A 16,558-nucleotide genomic window follows, 5' to 3' on the forward strand; every position below is an offset into this window, starting at 1 on the left:
TTCCGTGATCTCTGGATCACGAAAAACGGCTTAGGCGGTCGCCGTCACGCCTTCCTGAGGCCGAACCAGCCGGCGAGGCCTGATTTGGGTGCAGGCTCGCCGTCGAGGAACATCCGGTAGGCCGGGTTGTCGGTCTCGTCGAAGCAGGGGAAGCCGAGCGCCCCGACCGCCGCGTCGAAATTTTCGCGCGCGCCCGGCGGCACGGCGATGCCCGCCAGCACCCGGCCGTAGTCGGCGCCGTGGTTGCGGTAGTGGAACAGGGTGATGTTGAAGCCCTCGCCCAGCGCATCGAGGAACTTCAGCAGCGCGCCCGGCCGCTCCGGGAACTGGAAGCGGTAGAGCCGCTCGTGCGCGAGGCCCGAGGCGCGGCCGCCGACCATGTAGCGGACATGGACCTTAGCCATCTCGTTGTCGCTCATGTCGTGGACGTCGTAGCCGTCGGCGACGAGCCCGGCGATCAGGTCGCGCTTCTCGGGCCGTCCGCCCGGCAGGTTGATGCCCACGAAGATGCGCGCCTGCGTGCCCGGCGCGTAGCGGTAGTTGAACTCGGTGATCGCCCGCGGCCCCAAGGCCGTGATGAAGGCCCGGTAGGCGCCGGGCTTCTCCGGGATGGTGACGCCAAGCAGGACCTCCCGCTCCTCGCCGAGCTCGGCCCGCTCGGCGATGTGGCGCAGCCGGTCGAAGTTCAGGTTCGCCCCCGACGAGATCGCCACGAGCGGGCCGTCCGAGCCGTCACCCTTCGCCGTGCGCTCGGCGTAGAGCTTGGCGCCCGCGAGCGCGAGGGCGCCCGACGGCTCGGAGACCGCGCGGGTGTCGTCGAAGATGTCCTTGACCGCCGCGCACATGGCGTCGGTGTCGACGGTGATGACCTCGTCGAGGTGCTGGCGGCACAGGCGGAACGTCTCGGCGCCGGCCTGGCGCACGGCGACGCCGTCGGCGAACAGGCCGACCGTCGGCAGCAGGACGAGCTCGCCGGCCTTCAGGGCCGCGGCCATGCAGGCGGCGTCGTCCGGCTCGACGCCGATCACCTTGGTCTCGGGCCGCAGGTACTTCACGAAGGTCGCGATCCCGGCCGCCAAGCCGCCACCGCCGACGGGCACGAAGATCGCCTCGATCGGCCCGGTATGCTGCTGCAGGATTTCCATGCCGATCGTGCCCTGTCCGGCGATCACGTCCGGGTCGTCGAAGGGGTGGAGGAAGGTGAGATCCTGCTCGGTCTCGATGCGCCGCGCCTCGGTCAAAGCCTCGTCGAAAGCGTCGCCGTGCAGGATCACCTCGGCACCCCGCGCCCGGCAGGCGTCGACCTTGATCGCCGGCGTCGTGCGCGGCATCACGATCACCGCCCGCACCTTCAGGCGCGCGGCCGCCAGCGCCACGCCCTGAGCGTGGTTGCCGGCCGAGGCGCAGACCACGCCGCGGGCGAGCTGCTCGGGCGAGAGCGCCGACATCTTGTTGTAGGCGCCGCGCAGCTTGAACGAGAAGACCGGCTGCAGGTCCTCGCGCTTCAGCAGCACCGGCCGCCCGAGACGCGCGGTGAGCCGCGGCATCGGATCGAGCGGGCTCTCGATCGCCACGTCGTAGACGCGCGCCGTGAGGATCTTGCGGATGTAGTCGGGCGCCGGTTCGGCCGGGTGCGGGGCGGGTTTCACGGTGTCGGACATGTGGCCGGCAATAGCGGCTTGCGGCGCAAGATGCGAGCGGGCGAAGGCGCGCGGCTCGGCCGAGGCCCGCGATGCCCGCGATGCCCGACCGGCCTACGGCCCCCATGTGAACGTGCAAGCCCCGCGACCGTCAGAGCACGAGGCCCTCGTCGAGGAGGTCGGGATCGAGCGGGCTGAGGAAGTAGGCGCCGATTCCGTTGCGGAAGCTGTGCGCCACCACCGCCTCGGTGGCGCCGAGGCGGACCTTGGCGCCGACCGCGACCGGGGCCGCGAGGTAGACATCCGCCCGCGCGATGGAGACCTCGGCGAGCCGGCCCTTGAGGACGGTGCCGTCGGCCAGGGCCACCGCCACCTCGGTGCGTCGCGGGACGATCCGCGGCGAGGTTCCGTGGCGGTCGAGCCGGCGGCTCTGGCGTCCCGCGAGCTCGACGAGGGTGCGGGCGATGGCGGTGTTGTGCTGGCGCCCGGGAGCCGGCTTCACCGTGAAGGCCCGCTCGGCCGTGTGGGCGACGCGGACTTCGAGGGTACCGACGAGGCCGATGCTGCAGGTCAGGTGCTCGCCCGGGTTCGGGATGATCGCGGAGCGGAAGCGGATGCCGTCGGCCCCGAGGCGACAGGTCACCGCGTAGAAATCCGGACGGGTCCGGCTCCAGAACAGCGACGGCAGGATCACCGCGTGCCGGGAGGATTGTTTTCTTGCGTGGGCAAGCGAGGCTTTCATGCAGCCTCGGGATAAGACGGCGGTCTTTACGGGAGTGCTGCGGAAATCCTATCAAATCGCGCGAATCGCGCGTTTCGGGAAAGGATGCCTGTGCGTGGGGCCAGCGCGTCAGAAGCGATCAAAGAGGGCCGCGATCCAGATCAGGGCGGCGAGCGCCTGCGCCGAGAACGTCCCGGCCGAGGCGAGGTCCTTCACGATGCCGATGCGCGGGTGCCGGCCGGGGTGGAGGTGGTCGCACAGCTTCTCGATCGCGGTATTCAGGAACTCCGCCGCGAGCATCAGCAGGAGCGTCGCCATCAGGGCGACGCGGACCCAGAGGTTCGTGCCGAGCGCCAGCGCCGCCGGCACGCCCACGACGAGCAGCGCGAGCTCGAGCCGCACGGCGCGCTCGGTGCGGGCGCCGTGGACGAGCCCGCGCCATGAATTCAGGAACGCGAGCCAGAGCGCGTGCATTCACGCCGCCTCATCCATTCACGCGGGCTCCTGCGGCACCGCGCGGGCGATCCACTTGGCGAGCAGCGGGCCGGTGATCAGCACCACGAACAGCCGTAGCGTCTGAACCGCGAGCACGAACGACACGTCGACCTTCGAGCCGACCGCGATGATCGCCACCGAATCGAGGCCCCCGGGGCTGGTCGCGAGGAAGGCGGTGAGGAAGTCGATCGCCAGCAGGTGCGTCAGCCCGAGCGCCCAGCCGGCACAGAGCAGGATGACGGCGAGCGTCGCCACCAGGATGCCGGGCAGCGCGTGCAGCGTCGCGCGCAGGGTCTCGCGGGTGAAGCGCAGGCCGACGTACCAGCCGATCGTCGCGTAGGCGAGTTCCAGGATCGGCAGCGGCAGGCTGATGCTGGCGACACCGGTGGCATGGAGGGCGGCGCCGAGCAGCATCGGCCCGATCAAGGCGCCCGCGGCCAGGCGCAGCCAGAGGGCGACGCCGGCGCCGACGGCCGCGACCGCGAGGGTGACCAGCACCGGCAGGAATGTCGCCGCCTCGGCGGCGGCCGGCGGCGGCCCAGCCGTCGCCGAATCGGTGAGCAGCCGCGCCACGAGGGAGGCCGAGAGCACGACGGCGGCGACGCGCACGTATTGCATGAAGGCGACGAGGCGCGGATCGGAGCCGTATTCCTCGGCCATCGCCACCATCGCCGCCGCCCCGCCCGGCGAGGAGCCCCAGGCGGCGGTGGTCCCGGGCAGCACCCGCAGGCGCGTCAGGATCAGCCCGACGAGCGCGCCGGCCAGCACCGTGACGCCGACCACGAGCAGGATCAGGGGGCCGTCGGCGATCAGGGTCTTGGTGATCTCCGCGGTGATGGCGTGGGCCACCATGCAGCCGATCATCGCCTGGGCGGCCTGGAAGGCGGGCTTCGGCATCCGCAGCGGCGCCCCGCGCACCCCGAAAACGATCGCGGCGACCATAGGCCCGAGCAGGAGCGCGGCCGGGAACTGCGCCAGCTTCAGGCCGAAGCCGAGCAGGGCCGAGGCGGCGATCAGCGCCGCCCAGAGGGCGATGGTCCGTGTGGGAAAAGGCAAGGCGATGCGTCGGTTCGATCGATCGCATGGCGGAGACGCGACCCTGGCGCCGCGCTACACCCTGCCGCCCACCCTGTCACGCGGGCCGACGCACAACCCAGCCCTGTGCGAGTCGCCCTCGTCCGGGTGCCGTCACCCGGCGTCGATGGTCGCGTCGCGGCAGGCGGCGGTGCCGGCCGGAGCCTGGGCGCGGAAGAAGGCGGCCAGCGCGGCGAGGCCCGGCGCCCGCGGGTCGCTCGCCCGCCAGGCGAGCGCGATGGTCCGGCCCGGCCCGTCGGTGTCGAAGCCGCGGATCACGGTGAGCCCGCTCGGATCGGGGCCGGAGGGGACCGCCAGCGCCGGAAGCAGGGTGTAGCCGGCGCCCGCCGCCACCATCGAGCGCAGCGTCTCCAGGCTGGTGGCGTGGCGCCCGGCGGCGCTGCCGGCACCGCAGGCGGCGATCGCCTGGTCGCGCAGGCAGTTGCCCTCGTCCAGCAGCAGCAGGTCCGGCCCGGCGATGTCGGCTGCGCGCAGCGCCCCCCCTTGCGCCAGCGCGTGGTCGGCCGGGCAGGCGAGGCGGAACGGCTCGACGAAGAGCGGCGAGACGGTGAGCCCCGAGGCGGGCAGGGGCAGCGACACCAGCGCGGCGTCGACCCGCCCGTCGCGCAGGGAGGCGAGGATGTCGGCGGTGCGGCCCTCGCTGAGGGCGAGCGTCAGCATCGGGAATTCCTGGCGCAACATGCGCAGCACCAGCGGGAAGAGATACGGCCCCAGCGTCTGGATCGCCGCGAGGACGAGGCGGCCGGTGAGGGGCGCGCCGCGGCCCTCGCTCGCCAGCGCGAGCAGGCGTTGCGCCTCGGCCAACACAGCGCGGGCCTGCCGCACGATGATCTGGCCCGGCGCCGTCATCAGCACGCGGCGGTTGGAGCGCTCGAACAGGACCAGGCCGAGCGCACCTTCGAGCTTGCGCACCTGCACGCTGAGCGTCGGCTGGCTAACGTTGCAGCGTTCCGCCGCCCGGCCGAAATGCCCCTCGTCGGCGATGGCGACGACATATTCGAGATCGCGGAGCGAAAGGCCGGCGATGTTCATAGGCTGCGTCTATCACAGCCTTTCAGACGATGCATTGGTCAACCGGTCGCAGGAGGCGCATAAGGGGAGCCCGGAACGATTCCAGGAAACGGCGCGCCCCTCGCTGAAGGGCGCCGGCGCCGGCCCTCGGACTTCGTCGCCACCACGGAGAGATCTTTCGCATGAGCGATCAACGCCCGATCCTGACGACCCGCCAGGGCCACCCGGTCCGCGACAACCAGAGCACCCGCACGGTGGGCGAGCGGGGTCCCGCGACGCTCGAGAACTACCAGTTCATCGAGAAGATCACCCATTTCGACCGCGAGCGGATCCCGGAGCGCGTGGTGCATGCCCGCGGCGCCGGCGCGCACGGGTACTTCGAGGCCTACGGCAAGATCGGTAACGAGCCGGCCTCCAAGTACACCCGCGCCCGCGTCCTCAACGAGACCGGCGTGAAGACGCCGATGTTCGTGCGCTTCTCCACCGTGGCCGGCGCCAAGGAGAGCCCTGAGACCGAGCGCGACCCGCGCGGCTTCGCGGTGAAGTTCAAGACCGTCGACGGCAACTGGGACCTCGTTGGCAACAACCTCAAGGTCTTCTTCATCCGCGACGCGATCAAGTTCCCCGACATGATCCACGCGTTCAAGCCGGACCCGGTGACGAACCGCCAGGAGGCGTGGCGCTTCTTCGACTTCGTGGCCCAACACCCCGAAGCCATCCACATGGTCACGCACCTGAAGTCGCCCTGGGGCATCCCTGCGAACTACCGTGAGATGGAAGGCTCGGGCGTCAACACCTACAAGCTGGTCAACGACCAGGGCGAGGCCGTGCTCTGCAAGTTCCACTGGGAGCCCAAGCAGGGCATCCGCAACCTGACCTCGGCCCAGGCGTCCGAGATCCAGGGCAAGGATGTCGGCCACGCGACGCGCGACCTCTACGACAACATCAAGGCCGGCAACTTCCCCGAGTGGGAGTTCTGCGTGCAGATCATGCCGGACGGCCCGAACGAGCACCTGTCGTTCGATCCGCTCGACGACACGAAGCTGTGGCCGGTCGAGGACTTCCCGCTGCTGCCCGTCGGCCGGATGGTGCTGGACCGCGTGCCGGACAACTTCTTCGCCGAGGTCGAGCAGTCGGCCTTCGGCACGGGCGTGCTCGTCGATGGCATCGACTTCTCGGACGACAAGATGCTCCAGGGGCGTACGCTGTCGTACTCGGACACGCAGCGCTACCGCGTCGGCGCCAACTACCTGCAGCTGCCGATCAACGCGCCGCAGCCCGGCGTGAAGGTCTACTCGAACCAGCGCGACGGGCAGATGACCTACGGCGTCGACGGCACCGGCCCGAACAAGCACATCAACTACGAGCCCTCGACGCTCGCCGAGGGCCTGCGCGAGGCCCCGAAGCCGGCGAAGGACTACCACCAGCCGGTGCAGGGCAACCTCGGCCGCTACCAGACCTCGCGCACCGAGGACGACTACACCCAAGCCGGCGTGCGCTACCGTTCGTTCCAGGATTGGGAGCGCGACGACCTGATCGCCAACCTCGTCGGCGACATGAAGCAGTGCCCGGAAGCCATCCAGCTGCGGATGGTCTGGCACTTCTCGCATGCCGACGCCGATTACGGCCGCCGGGTCGCGGAAGGCGCCGGGATCGACCTCGCCAAGGCGCTGGCGCTGGCGCCGCTGCCGGGCCGCGCCGCCCCGGGCAAGCGCCTGACGCCCGAGACCTACACCGACGGTTCGCAGGCCCACCAGATCGCGGCCGAGTAAGCCGACCGCGGGAGCGATCCCGACGGCACCATCAGCCTCGCGCGGTCGAAGGACCGCGCGGGGCTCTTTATTGGGTAGGGCGCCCGGCCGGCGCCGCGGCGTTCCCTCCACCCGCGAAACGGTCTAAACGGCCGCTCCCGCGCCCCACGCGGTTCGGCCCTCGATCGCTTACCTGCCGCGTACGCAGGAGTGAGCCCGGAGATTTCCAGCGATGCCCATCCTCACGTTCCCCGACGGCAACACCCGCGCCTACGACGAGGCCGTGACCGGACGGGCCGTCGTCGAGGGCATCGCGAAATCGCTGGCCAAGCGCACCGTGGCGATGGCGCTCGACGGCGTCGTCTCCGACCTCTCCGACACGATCGAGCGTGACGCGCGCATCGAGTTCCTCGACCGCACCGACCCGCGGGCGCTGGAGCTGATCCGCCACGACTGCGCCCACGTGCTGGCGGAGGCGGTGCAGGCGCTGTGGCCGGGCACGCAGGTCACGATCGGCCCCGTGATCGAGAACGGCTTCTACTACGACTTCTCCCGCGACACGCCGTTCACGCCGGAGGACTTCCCGGCGATCGAGGCGAAGATGCGCGAGATCATGGGCCGGGACGCGCCCTTCACCAAGGAGGTCTGGAAGCGCGACGACATCCGCAAGGTGTTCGCCGACCGCGGCGAGGCCTACAAGGTCGAGTTGGTCGATGCGATCCCGCCCGGCGAAGACCTGAAGGTCTACCGGCAGGGCGACTGGTTCGACCTGTGCCGCGGCCCGCACATGACCTCGACGGGCAAGGTCGGCACCGCCTTCAAGCTGATGAAGGTCGCCGGCGCCTACTGGCGCGGCAATTCCGACAACCCGATGCTGACCCGCATCTACGGTACCGCCTGGGCCACGAAGGAAGACCTCGACGCCTACCTGCACCGGCTGGAGGAGGCCGAACGCCGCGACCACCGCCGGCTCGGCCGGGAGATGGACCTGTTCCACTTCCAGGAGGAGGGGCCGGGCGTGGTGTTCTGGCACGCCAAGGGCTGGACGATCTTCCAAGAGCTGATCGCCTACATGCGCCGCCGCCTCAAGGGCGACTACAGCGAGGTGAACGCGCCGCAGATCCTCGACAAGGCCCTGTGGGAGACCTCCGGCCATTGGGGCTGGTACCGGGAGAACATGTTCGCGGCCCAATCCGCGGGCGACGAGGCCGAGGACAAGCGCTGGTTCGCGCTCAAGCCCATGAACTGCCCCGGCCACGTCCAGATCTTCAAGCACGGCCTGAAGAGCTACCGCGATCTGCCTCTGCGCATGGCGGAATTCGGCGTGGTCCATCGCTACGAGCCGTCCGGCGCGATGCACGGCCTGATGCGGGTGCGCGGCTTCACCCAGGACGACGCGCACATCTTCTGCACCGAGGACCAGCTCGCCGACGAGTGCCTGACGATCAACGACCTGATCCTCTCGACCTACGCCGACTTCGGCTTCGACCAGATCGTGGTGAAGCTTTCGACCCGGCCCGAGAAGCGCGTCGGCTCGGACGCCCTGTGGGACCATGCGGAAGAGGTGATGACCCGTGTGCTGGCGCAGATCGAGGCGCAATCGGGCGGCCGCATCCGCACCGAGGTGAACCCGGGCGAGGGAGCCTTCTACGGGCCGAAGTTCGAGTACGTGCTGCGCGACGCCATCGGCCGCGACTGGCAGTGCGGCACCACGCAGGTGGACTTCAACTTGCCCGAGCGCTTCGGGGCGTTCTACGTCGACGCCGAGAGCCAGAAGGTGCCGCCGGTGATGGTGCACCGGGCGATCTGCGGCTCGATGGAGCGCTTCACCGGGATCCTGATCGAACACTTCGCCGGCCATTTCCCGCTCTGGCTCAGCCCCGTCCAGGTGGTGGTCGCCACCATCACCGGGGAGGCGGACGCTTACGCGCGCGACGTGGTGCGGGCGCTGACGCGCGCCGGCCTTCGGGTGGAGGCGGACCTGCGCAACGAGAAGATCAACTACAAGGTCCGCGAGCATTCGCTCGCCAAGGTGCCGGTGATCCTGGCGCTCGGGCGCCGCGAGGCCGAGGAGCGCACGGTCTCGATCCGCCGCCTCGGCAGCCAGCAGACCCGGACGCTGCCGCTCGGCGAGGCCGTGGCGAGCTTCGTCGCCGAGGCGACCTCGCCCGACCTCCGCCGGGCGGAGGCCGTCGCCGAGAGCGTGCCGAGCACCGATGCGGTGCTCGACGGGCAGCATCCGGTCGAGCCCGCGCCCTGATCGTGGAAACGAGGCCGCCTGCAAGCGGCCTCGTCTTCCTGCGAAGGCTATGACAGGATTGGCCGATGCGTGAGACCGCGATTCCCTCCGAGTCCACATCCCGATGCCTGATCGGGACTTGGCGCCGGTTCGGGCCGACCGGTCCCGCCTACGAGGTGGTTGCGACCGGATCCGTCACGACCACGGGCGACCAGCTGATGCGCGTGCGTGTCCTGGAGACGGGCGAGGAGCTGGATTACCCCCTGCGCGACATCCTCCACGATCACGACGAGGCGTGATGTTCGCCATCGCGTTCGACCTGAGCGTCGCGGAGGTGCAGGCGACCCATCCGAAAGGTGTCTCTCAGGCCTACGCCGACATCCGCTCGACACTCGCCCGGCATGGCTTCGACTGGGTTCAGGGCAGCCCCTACGTCAGCCGGATCGAGGACATGGCCGTCCTGTTCACGGCGATCATGGCCCTGAAGTCATTGCCCTGGTTCGCGCCTTCGGTCCGGGACATCCGCGCGTTCCGGGTCGAGCAGTGGTCGGACTTCACCGAGGTCGTGAAGGCCTAGCAGGCTGCTGAAAAAGTCCCGAGATGGAGAAAGACGTTCTCCTGCCGCAGGCACTCGCGGGCCGAGCCCCCACGATCGAGAACCGTCGAGACGCGAGAACCGCCCCATTCTCTAACAAATGGTGTGATTCGGAGATGATTGTTCTACCTCGCCCGACTTTTTCAGCAGCCTGCTAGAGCATTTTCTTCACGCGTGCCGGCATCCACCTCGCTTGAAGATGCTCTAAGCGCGCCTCGGCGCCCGCTCACCCCGCCTTGGCCAACACCTCGATGTCGCGGTCGAGCCCGCTCTCGACCTTGAACTCGCGGGTGTAGACCTGTCCGTCGTGACGGGCGATCAGCACGTAGTCGCCCTCCGCCAGGGTGACCTGCGGGAACGCGCCGATCGCCTCGCGGATGGTGTCGCCGCCGGGCGTCAGCACCGAGAAGGCCGTGCCGGCGAAGGCCTCGGCGCCGGGGCTGGTGACGAGCTTCAGCGTCACCGTCGCGGCCCGGTGGTTGAGGGTGGCGTCGGTGACCTTGCCGTTCTCCACCTTCAGGTCCGCGCGCTGGATCGCATTCGATTCCCCGTAGGTCGAGACCACGTGGTAGGTGCCCTCGGGCAGGCGCAGCAGCTCGCCGGCCTTGACGCCGCTGCGCACCAGCCGCCCCTCCGAGTTGGTGCCGATCGGCACGAAGACGGAGAACGAGAGCTGCGCCGGGGCGATCCGCGTGTCGCCGATCGCGCCCGACAGCTTGAGCGCGCCGGCGGCCACCCGCAGGGTGTCGGTCGCGGGCTGGCCCGACATCGCGATCTTCTTCGTGGCGCTGGCGAAGCCGTAGGTCACGGAGGCGACGTAGGCCCCCGGCGCGAGCTTGAAGGTCGGCGCCGCGTCGGTGGAGCGGGCCACGATCCCGGGCCGGACGCCGTCGGTGCGGTCCTCGTAGATCCGCCAGACAAGGCCCGAGCGCAGGGGCTGGCCGATCCCCGACAGCAGCGCGGAAAGCGACAGGGTCGCCTCGCCCTCGGGCTGGCTCGGGGGCAGGTCCGGCGTCGTGATCGAGGGCGAGGGCAGGCCGCCGCCGAGGCGGTTGCCGAAGGGGTCCGGCGACTGCGCCGCGGCTGCGAGCGGCGCGACCGCGGCCAGCAGCGCCAATCCGGGCCCGAGCCTTCGTCCGCGCATGTCGAAAAGCCTCTCTCCGCAGGCCGAAGCGGCCGACCGTCATCGTCTCGCCCGTGTGATCCTAAGACCGTGGCGAGCGCAAGGCCGCCCGGGGTCCTTGCGCTGCCCCTTGCGCTGCCCCTTGCGCCCCTTGCGCTGCCCTCCGCGCCAAGGCGCCCGACTTCCCAGGCGGTGCAGCCCGTGCGAAATCCCGGTGTGATCGCGGGACCTTCCGCACCGCCCAGCCGAGACGCCCCGATGAACGCCACCCTCGACATGCTGCGCACCCGCCGCTCCGTGCCGCCCCTGCGGATGACCGAACCGGGACCGAGCCCGGAACAGATCGACACGATCTTGACCCTGGCCTCGCGGGTGCCCGACCACGGCAAGCTCGCGCCGTGGCGCTTCATCGTGATCGCGAGCGAGGCGCGGGCGCGGATCGGGACGGTGATCGCGAACACCTACGCCTCCGACAACCCGGAGGCCGACGCGGCGCGGCTCGACCTCGAGGCGAGGCGGCTGGCCCACGCGCCGTTGGTCGTCGCGGTGGTCTCGCGGGCCGGCCCGCACGTGAAGATCCCGGAATGGGAGCAGGTCCTGTCGGCGGGCGCCGCCTGCATGAACCTCGTGGTCGCGGCCAACGCCCAGGGTTTCGCCACCGCATGGCTGACCGAGTGGTACGCCTACGACCGCCGCGTGCTCGAAGCCCTCGGCCTCGACCCGCGCGAGAAGCTTGCGGGCTTCATCCATGTCGGCGCCCCCGAGGAGATCCCGTCGGACCGGCCGCGGCCGGACCTCGCCGAGATCGTCACGCGGCTGTAAGGCTCGCTCCCATGCATTACGCCCCCGACGACCGCACCCTGCCGCACAACCCTCTGAAGGCGATCGTCGCGCCGCGGCCGATCGGCTGGATCAGCGCCATGAGCCGGGCGGGGAAGCTCAACCTCGCGCCGTACTCGTTCTTCAACGCGGTGGGCGACGACATGGTCGCGTTCTCCTCCACCGGCCGCAAAGATGCGATGACCTTCGCGGAAGAGGGCGGCGACTTCGTCTGCAACCTCGCCACCTACGACCTGCGCGAGCAGATGAACGCTTCGTCGGCGCCCCTGCCGCGGGGCGAAAGCGAGTTCGACTTCGCCGGCCTGACCACGGCCCCGTCGCGCAAGGTGCGGGCGCCGCGGGTGGCGGAAGCCGCAGCCGCCCTCGAATGCCGGTGGCTCCAGACCGTTCCGCTGGTTCCGCTCGATGGCGGCGAAGCCGCCAACTTCCTGGTGATCGGGCAGGTGGTGTCGATCTACATCGACGACCGCTTCGTCGTGGACGGCCTCGTCGATACGGCAGCGATGCAGCCGATCCAGCGCGGCGGCTACTTCGACTACTTCAAGGTCGGGCCGGACGCGAAGTTCGCGATGCAGCGGCCCAAGGGCGCCGGCGACTACACGTCCCGCTGACGCGGACGCAGCGCGGTGTTTCCGCGTCTCCGCTTCCCTCGAATGCCGGCGCGAATTCCACCTCCGGCGCGGCGGCGCGGCGGAACCTTCGGAACGATCGCGACGTCCCAGCGTTGAGCTTGCGAATTCGATGGATCATCGAGAAAGGGTCATCATGCGCAAGTTCGTCCTCGTCACCGCCGCGATCATCTCGGCCGGCGTCTTTTCCGCCACCACCGCCGACGCGCGGCCGGGCTACCGCGGCGGCTATGGCCACGGGTATGGCGGCGGCTACGGTCGCGGCTACGGCTATGGCCACCGCGGCGGGCGCGGCATCGGCACGGGTGCTGCCGTCGGTCTCGGCATTGCCGGTCTCGCCGCTGGTGCGATCGCTGCCGGCGCGGCCCGCGACTCCTACGGCTACAACCGCGGTTACGGCGCCTACGGCAACGGCTACGGCGCCCCGGCTTACGGCGGCTACTACGGCTCGCCGTACTAAGGGTACACCAACTCGGCCTCGAATTTTGGGGCGACCGGCCATGCCGGTCGCCCCTTTTTCTTTGTCCGACCTCTCTCAGCGGGCACGGTAGGGCGGCACGCCGGGATCGGGCAGCCAGACAGAGGCCGGCGGGGCGCCGGTCTGCCAGAACACGTCGATCGGGATGCCGCCGCGCGGGTACCAGAAGCCGCCGATCCGCAGGTAGCGTGGCCCGAGCAGGTCCACGAGCGTCTTGGCGATGCCCACCGTGCAATCCTCGTGGAACGCGCCGTGGTTGCGGAACGCGCCAAGGTAGAGCTTCAGCGACTTCGACTCCACGAGCCAGCGATCGGGCACATAGTCGATCACCAGGATCGCGAAGTCGGGCTGGCCGGTCACCGGGCAAAGCGAGGTGAATTCCGGGACGGTGAACCGGGCGAGGTAGTCGGTGTCGGGATGCGGGTTCGGCACCCGGTCGAGGCGGGCCTCGTGCGGGCCGGCGGGGAGGGGCGTCGGCTGCCCCAGCTGCAGAGATTCTTCGGTCATGCCCCTCCTTACCGCAGGCCTTCCCGCGGTGCATCCGACGCCGACGCATGCTTCGGCCGCGTGCGCCTCGTGGCATCGCCGCCCAGGGTCGCGGCGACCGCGCGCAAAGACGGCTTTTGCATTCATTTTGCGGGATGCATCATACGATATGGCCCCGCCTTGCCCAAGGCCGCGCCTTGGCGGATAAGCCGCACCGACGAGACCTTGAGACCGGGCCTGCCACCGATCGTGCGCGCCCACGGGGGAGGAGCCTTCATGACCGCGATCACCAACATCGCCGCCCGCGAGATTCTGGACAGCCGCGGCAACCCCACCGTCGAGGTCGACGTGCTGCTGGAGGACGGCTCTTTCGGCCGCGCTGCGGTTCCCTCGGGCGCCTCCACCGGCGCCCACGAGGCGGTGGAGCTGCGTGACGGCGACAAGACCCGCTATGCCGGCAAGGGCGTGCGCAAGGCGGTCCACGCGGTCCAGACCGAGATCCTCGACGCCATCGGCGGCATGGACGCCGAGGACCAGGTCGCGGTCGACGAAGCGATGATCGAGCTCGACGGCACCGCCAACAAGGCGCGGCTCGGCGCCAACGCGATCCTCGGCGTGTCGCTCGCGGTGGCCAAGGCCGCAGCCGAAGCCTCGGGCCTCCCGCTCTACCGCTACGTCGGCGGCGTCCAGGGCCGGGTGCTGCCGGTGCCGATGATGAACATCATCAACGGCGGCGCGCATGCCGACAACCCGATCGACTTCCAGGAATTCATGATCATGCCGGTGGGGGCCTCCTCCATCGCGGAAGCCGTGCGCATGGGCGCGGAGGTGTTCCACACCCTCAAGAGCGCGCTGAAGAAGGCCGGGCACAACACCAACGTCGGCGACGAGGGCGGCTTCGCCCCGAACCTGCCGACCGCCGAGGCCGGCCTCGACTTCGTGATGGAGTCGATCCAGGCGGCCGGCTTCAAGCCCGGCGCCGACATGGTGCTGGCCCTCGACTGCGCGGTCACCGACTGGTTCAAGGACGGCGCCTACCACTACGAGGGCGAGGGCACCGTGCGCTCGATCGAGCAACAGGTCGACTACCTCGCCAAGCTCGTCGACGCCTACCCGATCCTCTCGATCGAGGACGGCATGGCCGAGGACGACTGGGAGGGCTGGCGCCTGCTCAACCAGCGCATCGGCGACCGCTGCCAGCTCGTCGGCGACGACCTGTTCGTGACCAACGTCGATCGCCTCGCCCGCGGCATCAGGGAGGGCTCGGCGAACTCGATCCTGATCAAGGTCAACCAGATCGGCTCGCTCACCGAGACGCTCGCCGCCGTCGATATGGCCCACCGCGCCGGCTACACCGCGGTGATGTCGCACCGCTCGGGCGAGACGGAGGACGCAACCATCGCCGACCTCGCGGTCGCAACGAATTGCGGGCAGATCAAGACCGGCTCGCTCGCGCGCTCGGACAGACTGGCCAAGTACAACCAGCTGATCCGGATCGAAGAGGGCCTCGGCGCGCAGGGCCGCTACGCGGGGCGCGGCGCCCTTCGTCAACTCGCGCGGGCCTAAAGCGGAACCTCGCGAACCATCCCGACGTCGTCCCCGGCCTGCGGTGCATCGCAGGCCGGAGGGGACGATGACGAAGCAGGATGCCTCGCGCACGACCGAAGCCGACGCACCACCGGACGCACCGGCGCTCGCGGCCCTGTGGTGGGCAGCCAAGGGCCCGGCGCATTGGGACCAGGCCCACAAACTCGTCCAGGACGATTCCGGCCGGGACGCTGCCTGGGTCCACGCCCACCTCCATCGCCTCGAAGGCGACCAGGACAACGCGGCCTACTGGTACGCCCAAGCGGGTCGCCCAGTGGCCGAGGGCGACCTCTCGGCCGAGCGGGACGCGATCACCGCCGCCCTGCTGGCGGCCGGCTGAAGAGTCATCCAGTGGATCGGTCTGCGACGAAGCGGGCGAGGAAGGGCGCGGCCGCCTCCGTCGCGGCACGCTCGGCCGCCCGGTACTGCTCCACCACCTCCGCACCGAAGGCGGACAGCCGCGCCCCGCCGCCGCTCCGCCCGCCGACCTGCGCCTCGACCACCGGCTGCCCGAAGCCGGCATTCATCGCCTCGACCAGCATCCAGGCCCGGCGATAAGACATGCCGAGCGCCCGCCCGGCCGCCGAGATCGAGCCGTGCGCGGCGATCGTCTCCAGCAACTGCACCTTGCCGGGCCCGAGCCGGTGCCCCGGCCCGAAATCGACGCGGATGCTCAACCTTGCCATCGGCTTCCCTCGTCCCGAGCGCCGTTCCTACCCCGGACCGCGCGGCCGGTGCGAGCGCCTGCGATCCTCGGTTTCGATCTGGCCATCGCTGTATATGATAGGATATAGCGTCAGCGCCCGGCCGCTGCTGCGGGCCGCCCGCCTCGGAGGTCGCCTTGATCGGATTCGCACGCGCCGTCCTCGTCGCCAGCCTGCTGCTTGGCTCCGCCGCCCAGGCCGGCGAGAGCGTGACGGTGTTCGCCGCCGCCAGCCTCAAGAACGCCCTCGACGAGGCCGGCAAGGCGTTCACCGCGCAGACCGGGATCGCGATCAAGCCGAGCTACGCCGCCTCGTCGGCGCTCGCCCGCCAGATCGAGTCGGGCGCGCCGGCGGAGCTCTTCGCCTCGGCCGACCTCGAATGGATGGACTACCTCGCCAAGAAGAACCTCGTCCGGGCCGACACGCGGGTGAACCTCCTGAACAACCGCCTCGTCGTCGTCGCGCCCAAGGACGCGAAGGAGGCGGACTTGGCCCTGACCGCCGACGCCTTCGCCAAGGCGCTCGGCCCCGACGGGCGGCTGGCCACCGGTGAGGTCGCCTCGGTGCCGGTCGGCAAGTATGCCAAGGCGGCGCTCGAAAAGCTCGGGCTCTGGGGGACGATCCAGCCGCGGCTGGCGCAGGCCGACAACGTGCGCGCGGCGCTCGCCCTGGTCTCACGCGGCGAGGCGCCCCTCGGCGTGGTCTACGCGAGCGACGCGAAGTCTGATCCGGGCGTGAAGGTCATCGCCGTGTTCCCGGAGGACAGCCATCCGCCGGTGGTGTACCCGTTCGCGCTGACCGCCGAGGCCAAGGGCGAGGGCGCGGTCCGCTTCCTCGACTTCCTGAAGGGCGCTGCGGCCCGGCCGTACTTCGAGGCCCAGGGCTTCTCCGTGATCCCGGCAGGCCAAGGCGCCAAATGACGTTTTCTCAAGCCACAGAGGCCGTTCGATGAAGATCTCCGCACGCAACGTCATCAAGGGCAAGGTCGTCGCCGTCGAGAAGGGCGCGACCACCGCGCACGTCAAGATCGAGATCGCCGCCGGCCAGATCGTCACCGCAGCGATCACCAACGAGGCCGTCGACAGCCTCAAGCTCACGGTCGGCGGCGAGGCCTACGCCGTGGTGAAGGCCTCCGACGTGATGGTCGCCGTCGACTGAACGGCG

Annotated in this window: 19 protein-coding genes; 11 read left to right on the top strand and 8 right to left on the bottom strand. The window is 70.2% G+C overall.

The window, feature by feature from the left end; genetic code table 11:
- Window positions 1–44: 44 nt before the first annotated feature.
- The 5 genes from ilvA to MFF13_RS07895 all read right to left on the bottom strand — a co-directional run bounded on the left by ilvA (window position 45) and on the right by MFF13_RS07895 (window position 4,983).
- Complete coding sequence (gene ilvA, locus MFF13_RS07875; RefSeq protein ID WP_147828662.1) at window positions 45–1,661, bottom strand: threonine ammonia-lyase, biosynthetic; 1,617 nt, start codon at window positions 1,659–1,661, stop codon at window positions 45–47.
- A gap of 130 nt (window positions 1,662–1,791) precedes the next feature.
- Complete coding sequence (locus tag MFF13_RS07880) at window positions 1,792–2,382, bottom strand: PilZ domain-containing protein (RefSeq protein WP_147828663.1); 591 nt, start codon at window positions 2,380–2,382, stop codon at window positions 1,792–1,794.
- Between the two features lie 108 nt (window positions 2,383–2,490).
- On the bottom strand, window positions 2,491–2,835 hold the full coding sequence (locus MFF13_RS07885; protein WP_147753081.1) for a diacylglycerol kinase: 345 nt from the start codon (window positions 2,833–2,835) through the stop codon (window positions 2,491–2,493).
- An 18-nt stretch (window positions 2,836–2,853) separates the two neighbouring features.
- Window positions 2,854–3,912, bottom strand: coding sequence for an AbrB family transcriptional regulator (locus MFF13_RS07890; RefSeq protein WP_147828664.1), 1,059 nt, complete (start codon window positions 3,910–3,912; stop codon window positions 2,854–2,856).
- Window positions 3,913–4,044: 132 nt separating this feature from the next.
- A complete protein-coding gene (locus MFF13_RS07895) occupies window positions 4,045–4,983 on the bottom strand; it encodes a LysR substrate-binding domain-containing protein (RefSeq protein WP_147753079.1) in 939 nt (312 codons plus the stop codon).
- Window positions 4,984–5,144: 161 nt separating this feature from the next.
- On the opposite strand from MFF13_RS07895, the gene MFF13_RS07900 reads away from it, so the two are divergent.
- From MFF13_RS07900 to MFF13_RS07915, 4 genes are all read left to right on the top strand, one after another.
- Window positions 5,145–6,734 carry a catalase gene (locus tag MFF13_RS07900; protein WP_147828666.1) on the top strand — a complete coding sequence of 530 codons (1,590 nt, stop codon included), beginning with the start codon at window positions 5,145–5,147 and terminating at the stop codon, window positions 6,732–6,734.
- 211 nt (window positions 6,735–6,945) lie between these two features.
- Window positions 6,946–8,973 carry a threonine--tRNA ligase gene (thrS, locus tag MFF13_RS07905; RefSeq protein WP_147753077.1) on the top strand — a complete coding sequence of 676 codons (2,028 nt, stop codon included), beginning with the start codon at window positions 6,946–6,948 and terminating at the stop codon, window positions 8,971–8,973.
- 65 nt (window positions 8,974–9,038) lie between these two features.
- Window positions 9,039–9,251, top strand: coding sequence for a DUF5397 family protein (locus MFF13_RS07910; protein WP_147828667.1), 213 nt, complete (start codon window positions 9,039–9,041; stop codon window positions 9,249–9,251).
- On the top strand, window positions 9,251–9,529 hold the full coding sequence (locus tag MFF13_RS07915) for a virulence factor (RefSeq protein WP_147828668.1): 279 nt from the start codon (window positions 9,251–9,253) through the stop codon (window positions 9,527–9,529). Before MFF13_RS07910 ends, MFF13_RS07915 begins: the two co-directional genes overlap by 1 nt.
- Before the next feature lie 244 nt (window positions 9,530–9,773).
- On the opposite strand, the gene MFF13_RS07920 is transcribed toward MFF13_RS07915, so the two are convergent.
- A complete protein-coding gene (locus tag MFF13_RS07920) occupies window positions 9,774–10,691 on the bottom strand; it encodes an RgsD C-terminal domain-containing protein (RefSeq protein WP_147753074.1) in 918 nt (305 codons plus the stop codon).
- Window positions 10,692–10,928: 237 nt separating this feature from the next.
- Here MFF13_RS07920 and MFF13_RS07925 point away from each other — a divergent pair, with 237 nt between their 5' ends.
- The 3 genes from MFF13_RS07925 (at window position 10,929) to MFF13_RS07935 (ending at window position 12,599) form a co-directional block, all read left to right on the top strand.
- Window positions 10,929–11,492, top strand: coding sequence for a nitroreductase family protein (locus MFF13_RS07925; protein WP_147828669.1), 564 nt, complete (start codon window positions 10,929–10,931; stop codon window positions 11,490–11,492).
- An 11-nt stretch (window positions 11,493–11,503) separates the two neighbouring features.
- The gene (locus MFF13_RS07930) at window positions 11,504–12,121 is read left to right on the top strand and encodes a flavin reductase family protein (RefSeq protein ID WP_147753072.1); all 618 of its coding nucleotides are present in this window, start codon (window positions 11,504–11,506) and stop codon (window positions 12,119–12,121) included.
- A 154-nt stretch (window positions 12,122–12,275) separates the two neighbouring features.
- Complete coding sequence (locus tag MFF13_RS07935) at window positions 12,276–12,599, top strand: hypothetical protein (RefSeq protein WP_238271790.1); 324 nt, start codon at window positions 12,276–12,278, stop codon at window positions 12,597–12,599.
- 75 nt (window positions 12,600–12,674) lie between these two features.
- Here MFF13_RS07935 and queF read toward each other — a convergent pair whose 3' ends face one another.
- The gene (queF, locus tag MFF13_RS07940) at window positions 12,675–13,124 is read right to left on the bottom strand and encodes a preQ(1) synthase (RefSeq protein WP_147753070.1); all 450 of its coding nucleotides are present in this window, start codon (window positions 13,122–13,124) and stop codon (window positions 12,675–12,677) included.
- Between the two features lie 255 nt (window positions 13,125–13,379).
- Here queF and eno point away from each other — a divergent pair, with 255 nt between their 5' ends.
- Together eno and MFF13_RS07950 are read left to right on the top strand one after the other, a co-directional pair.
- Window positions 13,380–14,669: a phosphopyruvate hydratase gene (gene eno / locus MFF13_RS07945; protein WP_147828670.1), complete on the top strand. Its 1,290-nt coding sequence runs from the start codon at window positions 13,380–13,382 to the stop codon at window positions 14,667–14,669.
- Window positions 14,670–14,736: 67 nt separating this feature from the next.
- Window positions 14,737–15,030 (top strand): hypothetical protein, encoded by a 294-nt coding sequence (locus MFF13_RS07950; RefSeq protein WP_147814100.1) that lies wholly within the window; start codon window positions 14,737–14,739, stop codon window positions 15,028–15,030.
- A 4-nt stretch (window positions 15,031–15,034) separates the two neighbouring features.
- Here MFF13_RS07950 and MFF13_RS07955 read toward each other — a convergent pair whose 3' ends face one another.
- On the bottom strand, window positions 15,035–15,376 hold the full coding sequence (locus MFF13_RS07955) for a winged helix-turn-helix domain-containing protein (protein WP_147753067.1): 342 nt from the start codon (window positions 15,374–15,376) through the stop codon (window positions 15,035–15,037).
- 155 nt (window positions 15,377–15,531) lie between these two features.
- Here MFF13_RS07955 and modA point away from each other — a divergent pair, with 155 nt between their 5' ends.
- Window positions 15,532–16,314: a molybdate ABC transporter substrate-binding protein gene (gene modA, locus MFF13_RS07960; protein WP_147828671.1), complete on the top strand. Its 783-nt coding sequence runs from the start codon at window positions 15,532–15,534 to the stop codon at window positions 16,312–16,314.
- Window positions 16,315–16,342: 28 nt separating this feature from the next.
- A complete protein-coding gene (locus MFF13_RS07965; RefSeq protein WP_147726238.1) occupies window positions 16,343–16,552 on the top strand; it encodes a TOBE domain-containing protein in 210 nt (69 codons plus the stop codon).
- The last annotated feature ends 6 nt before the right edge of the window (window positions 16,553–16,558 follow it).

Source organism: Methylobacterium cerastii (assembly GCF_022179125.1).
Classification (GTDB): domain Bacteria; phylum Pseudomonadota; class Alphaproteobacteria; order Rhizobiales; family Beijerinckiaceae; genus Methylobacterium; species Methylobacterium cerastii.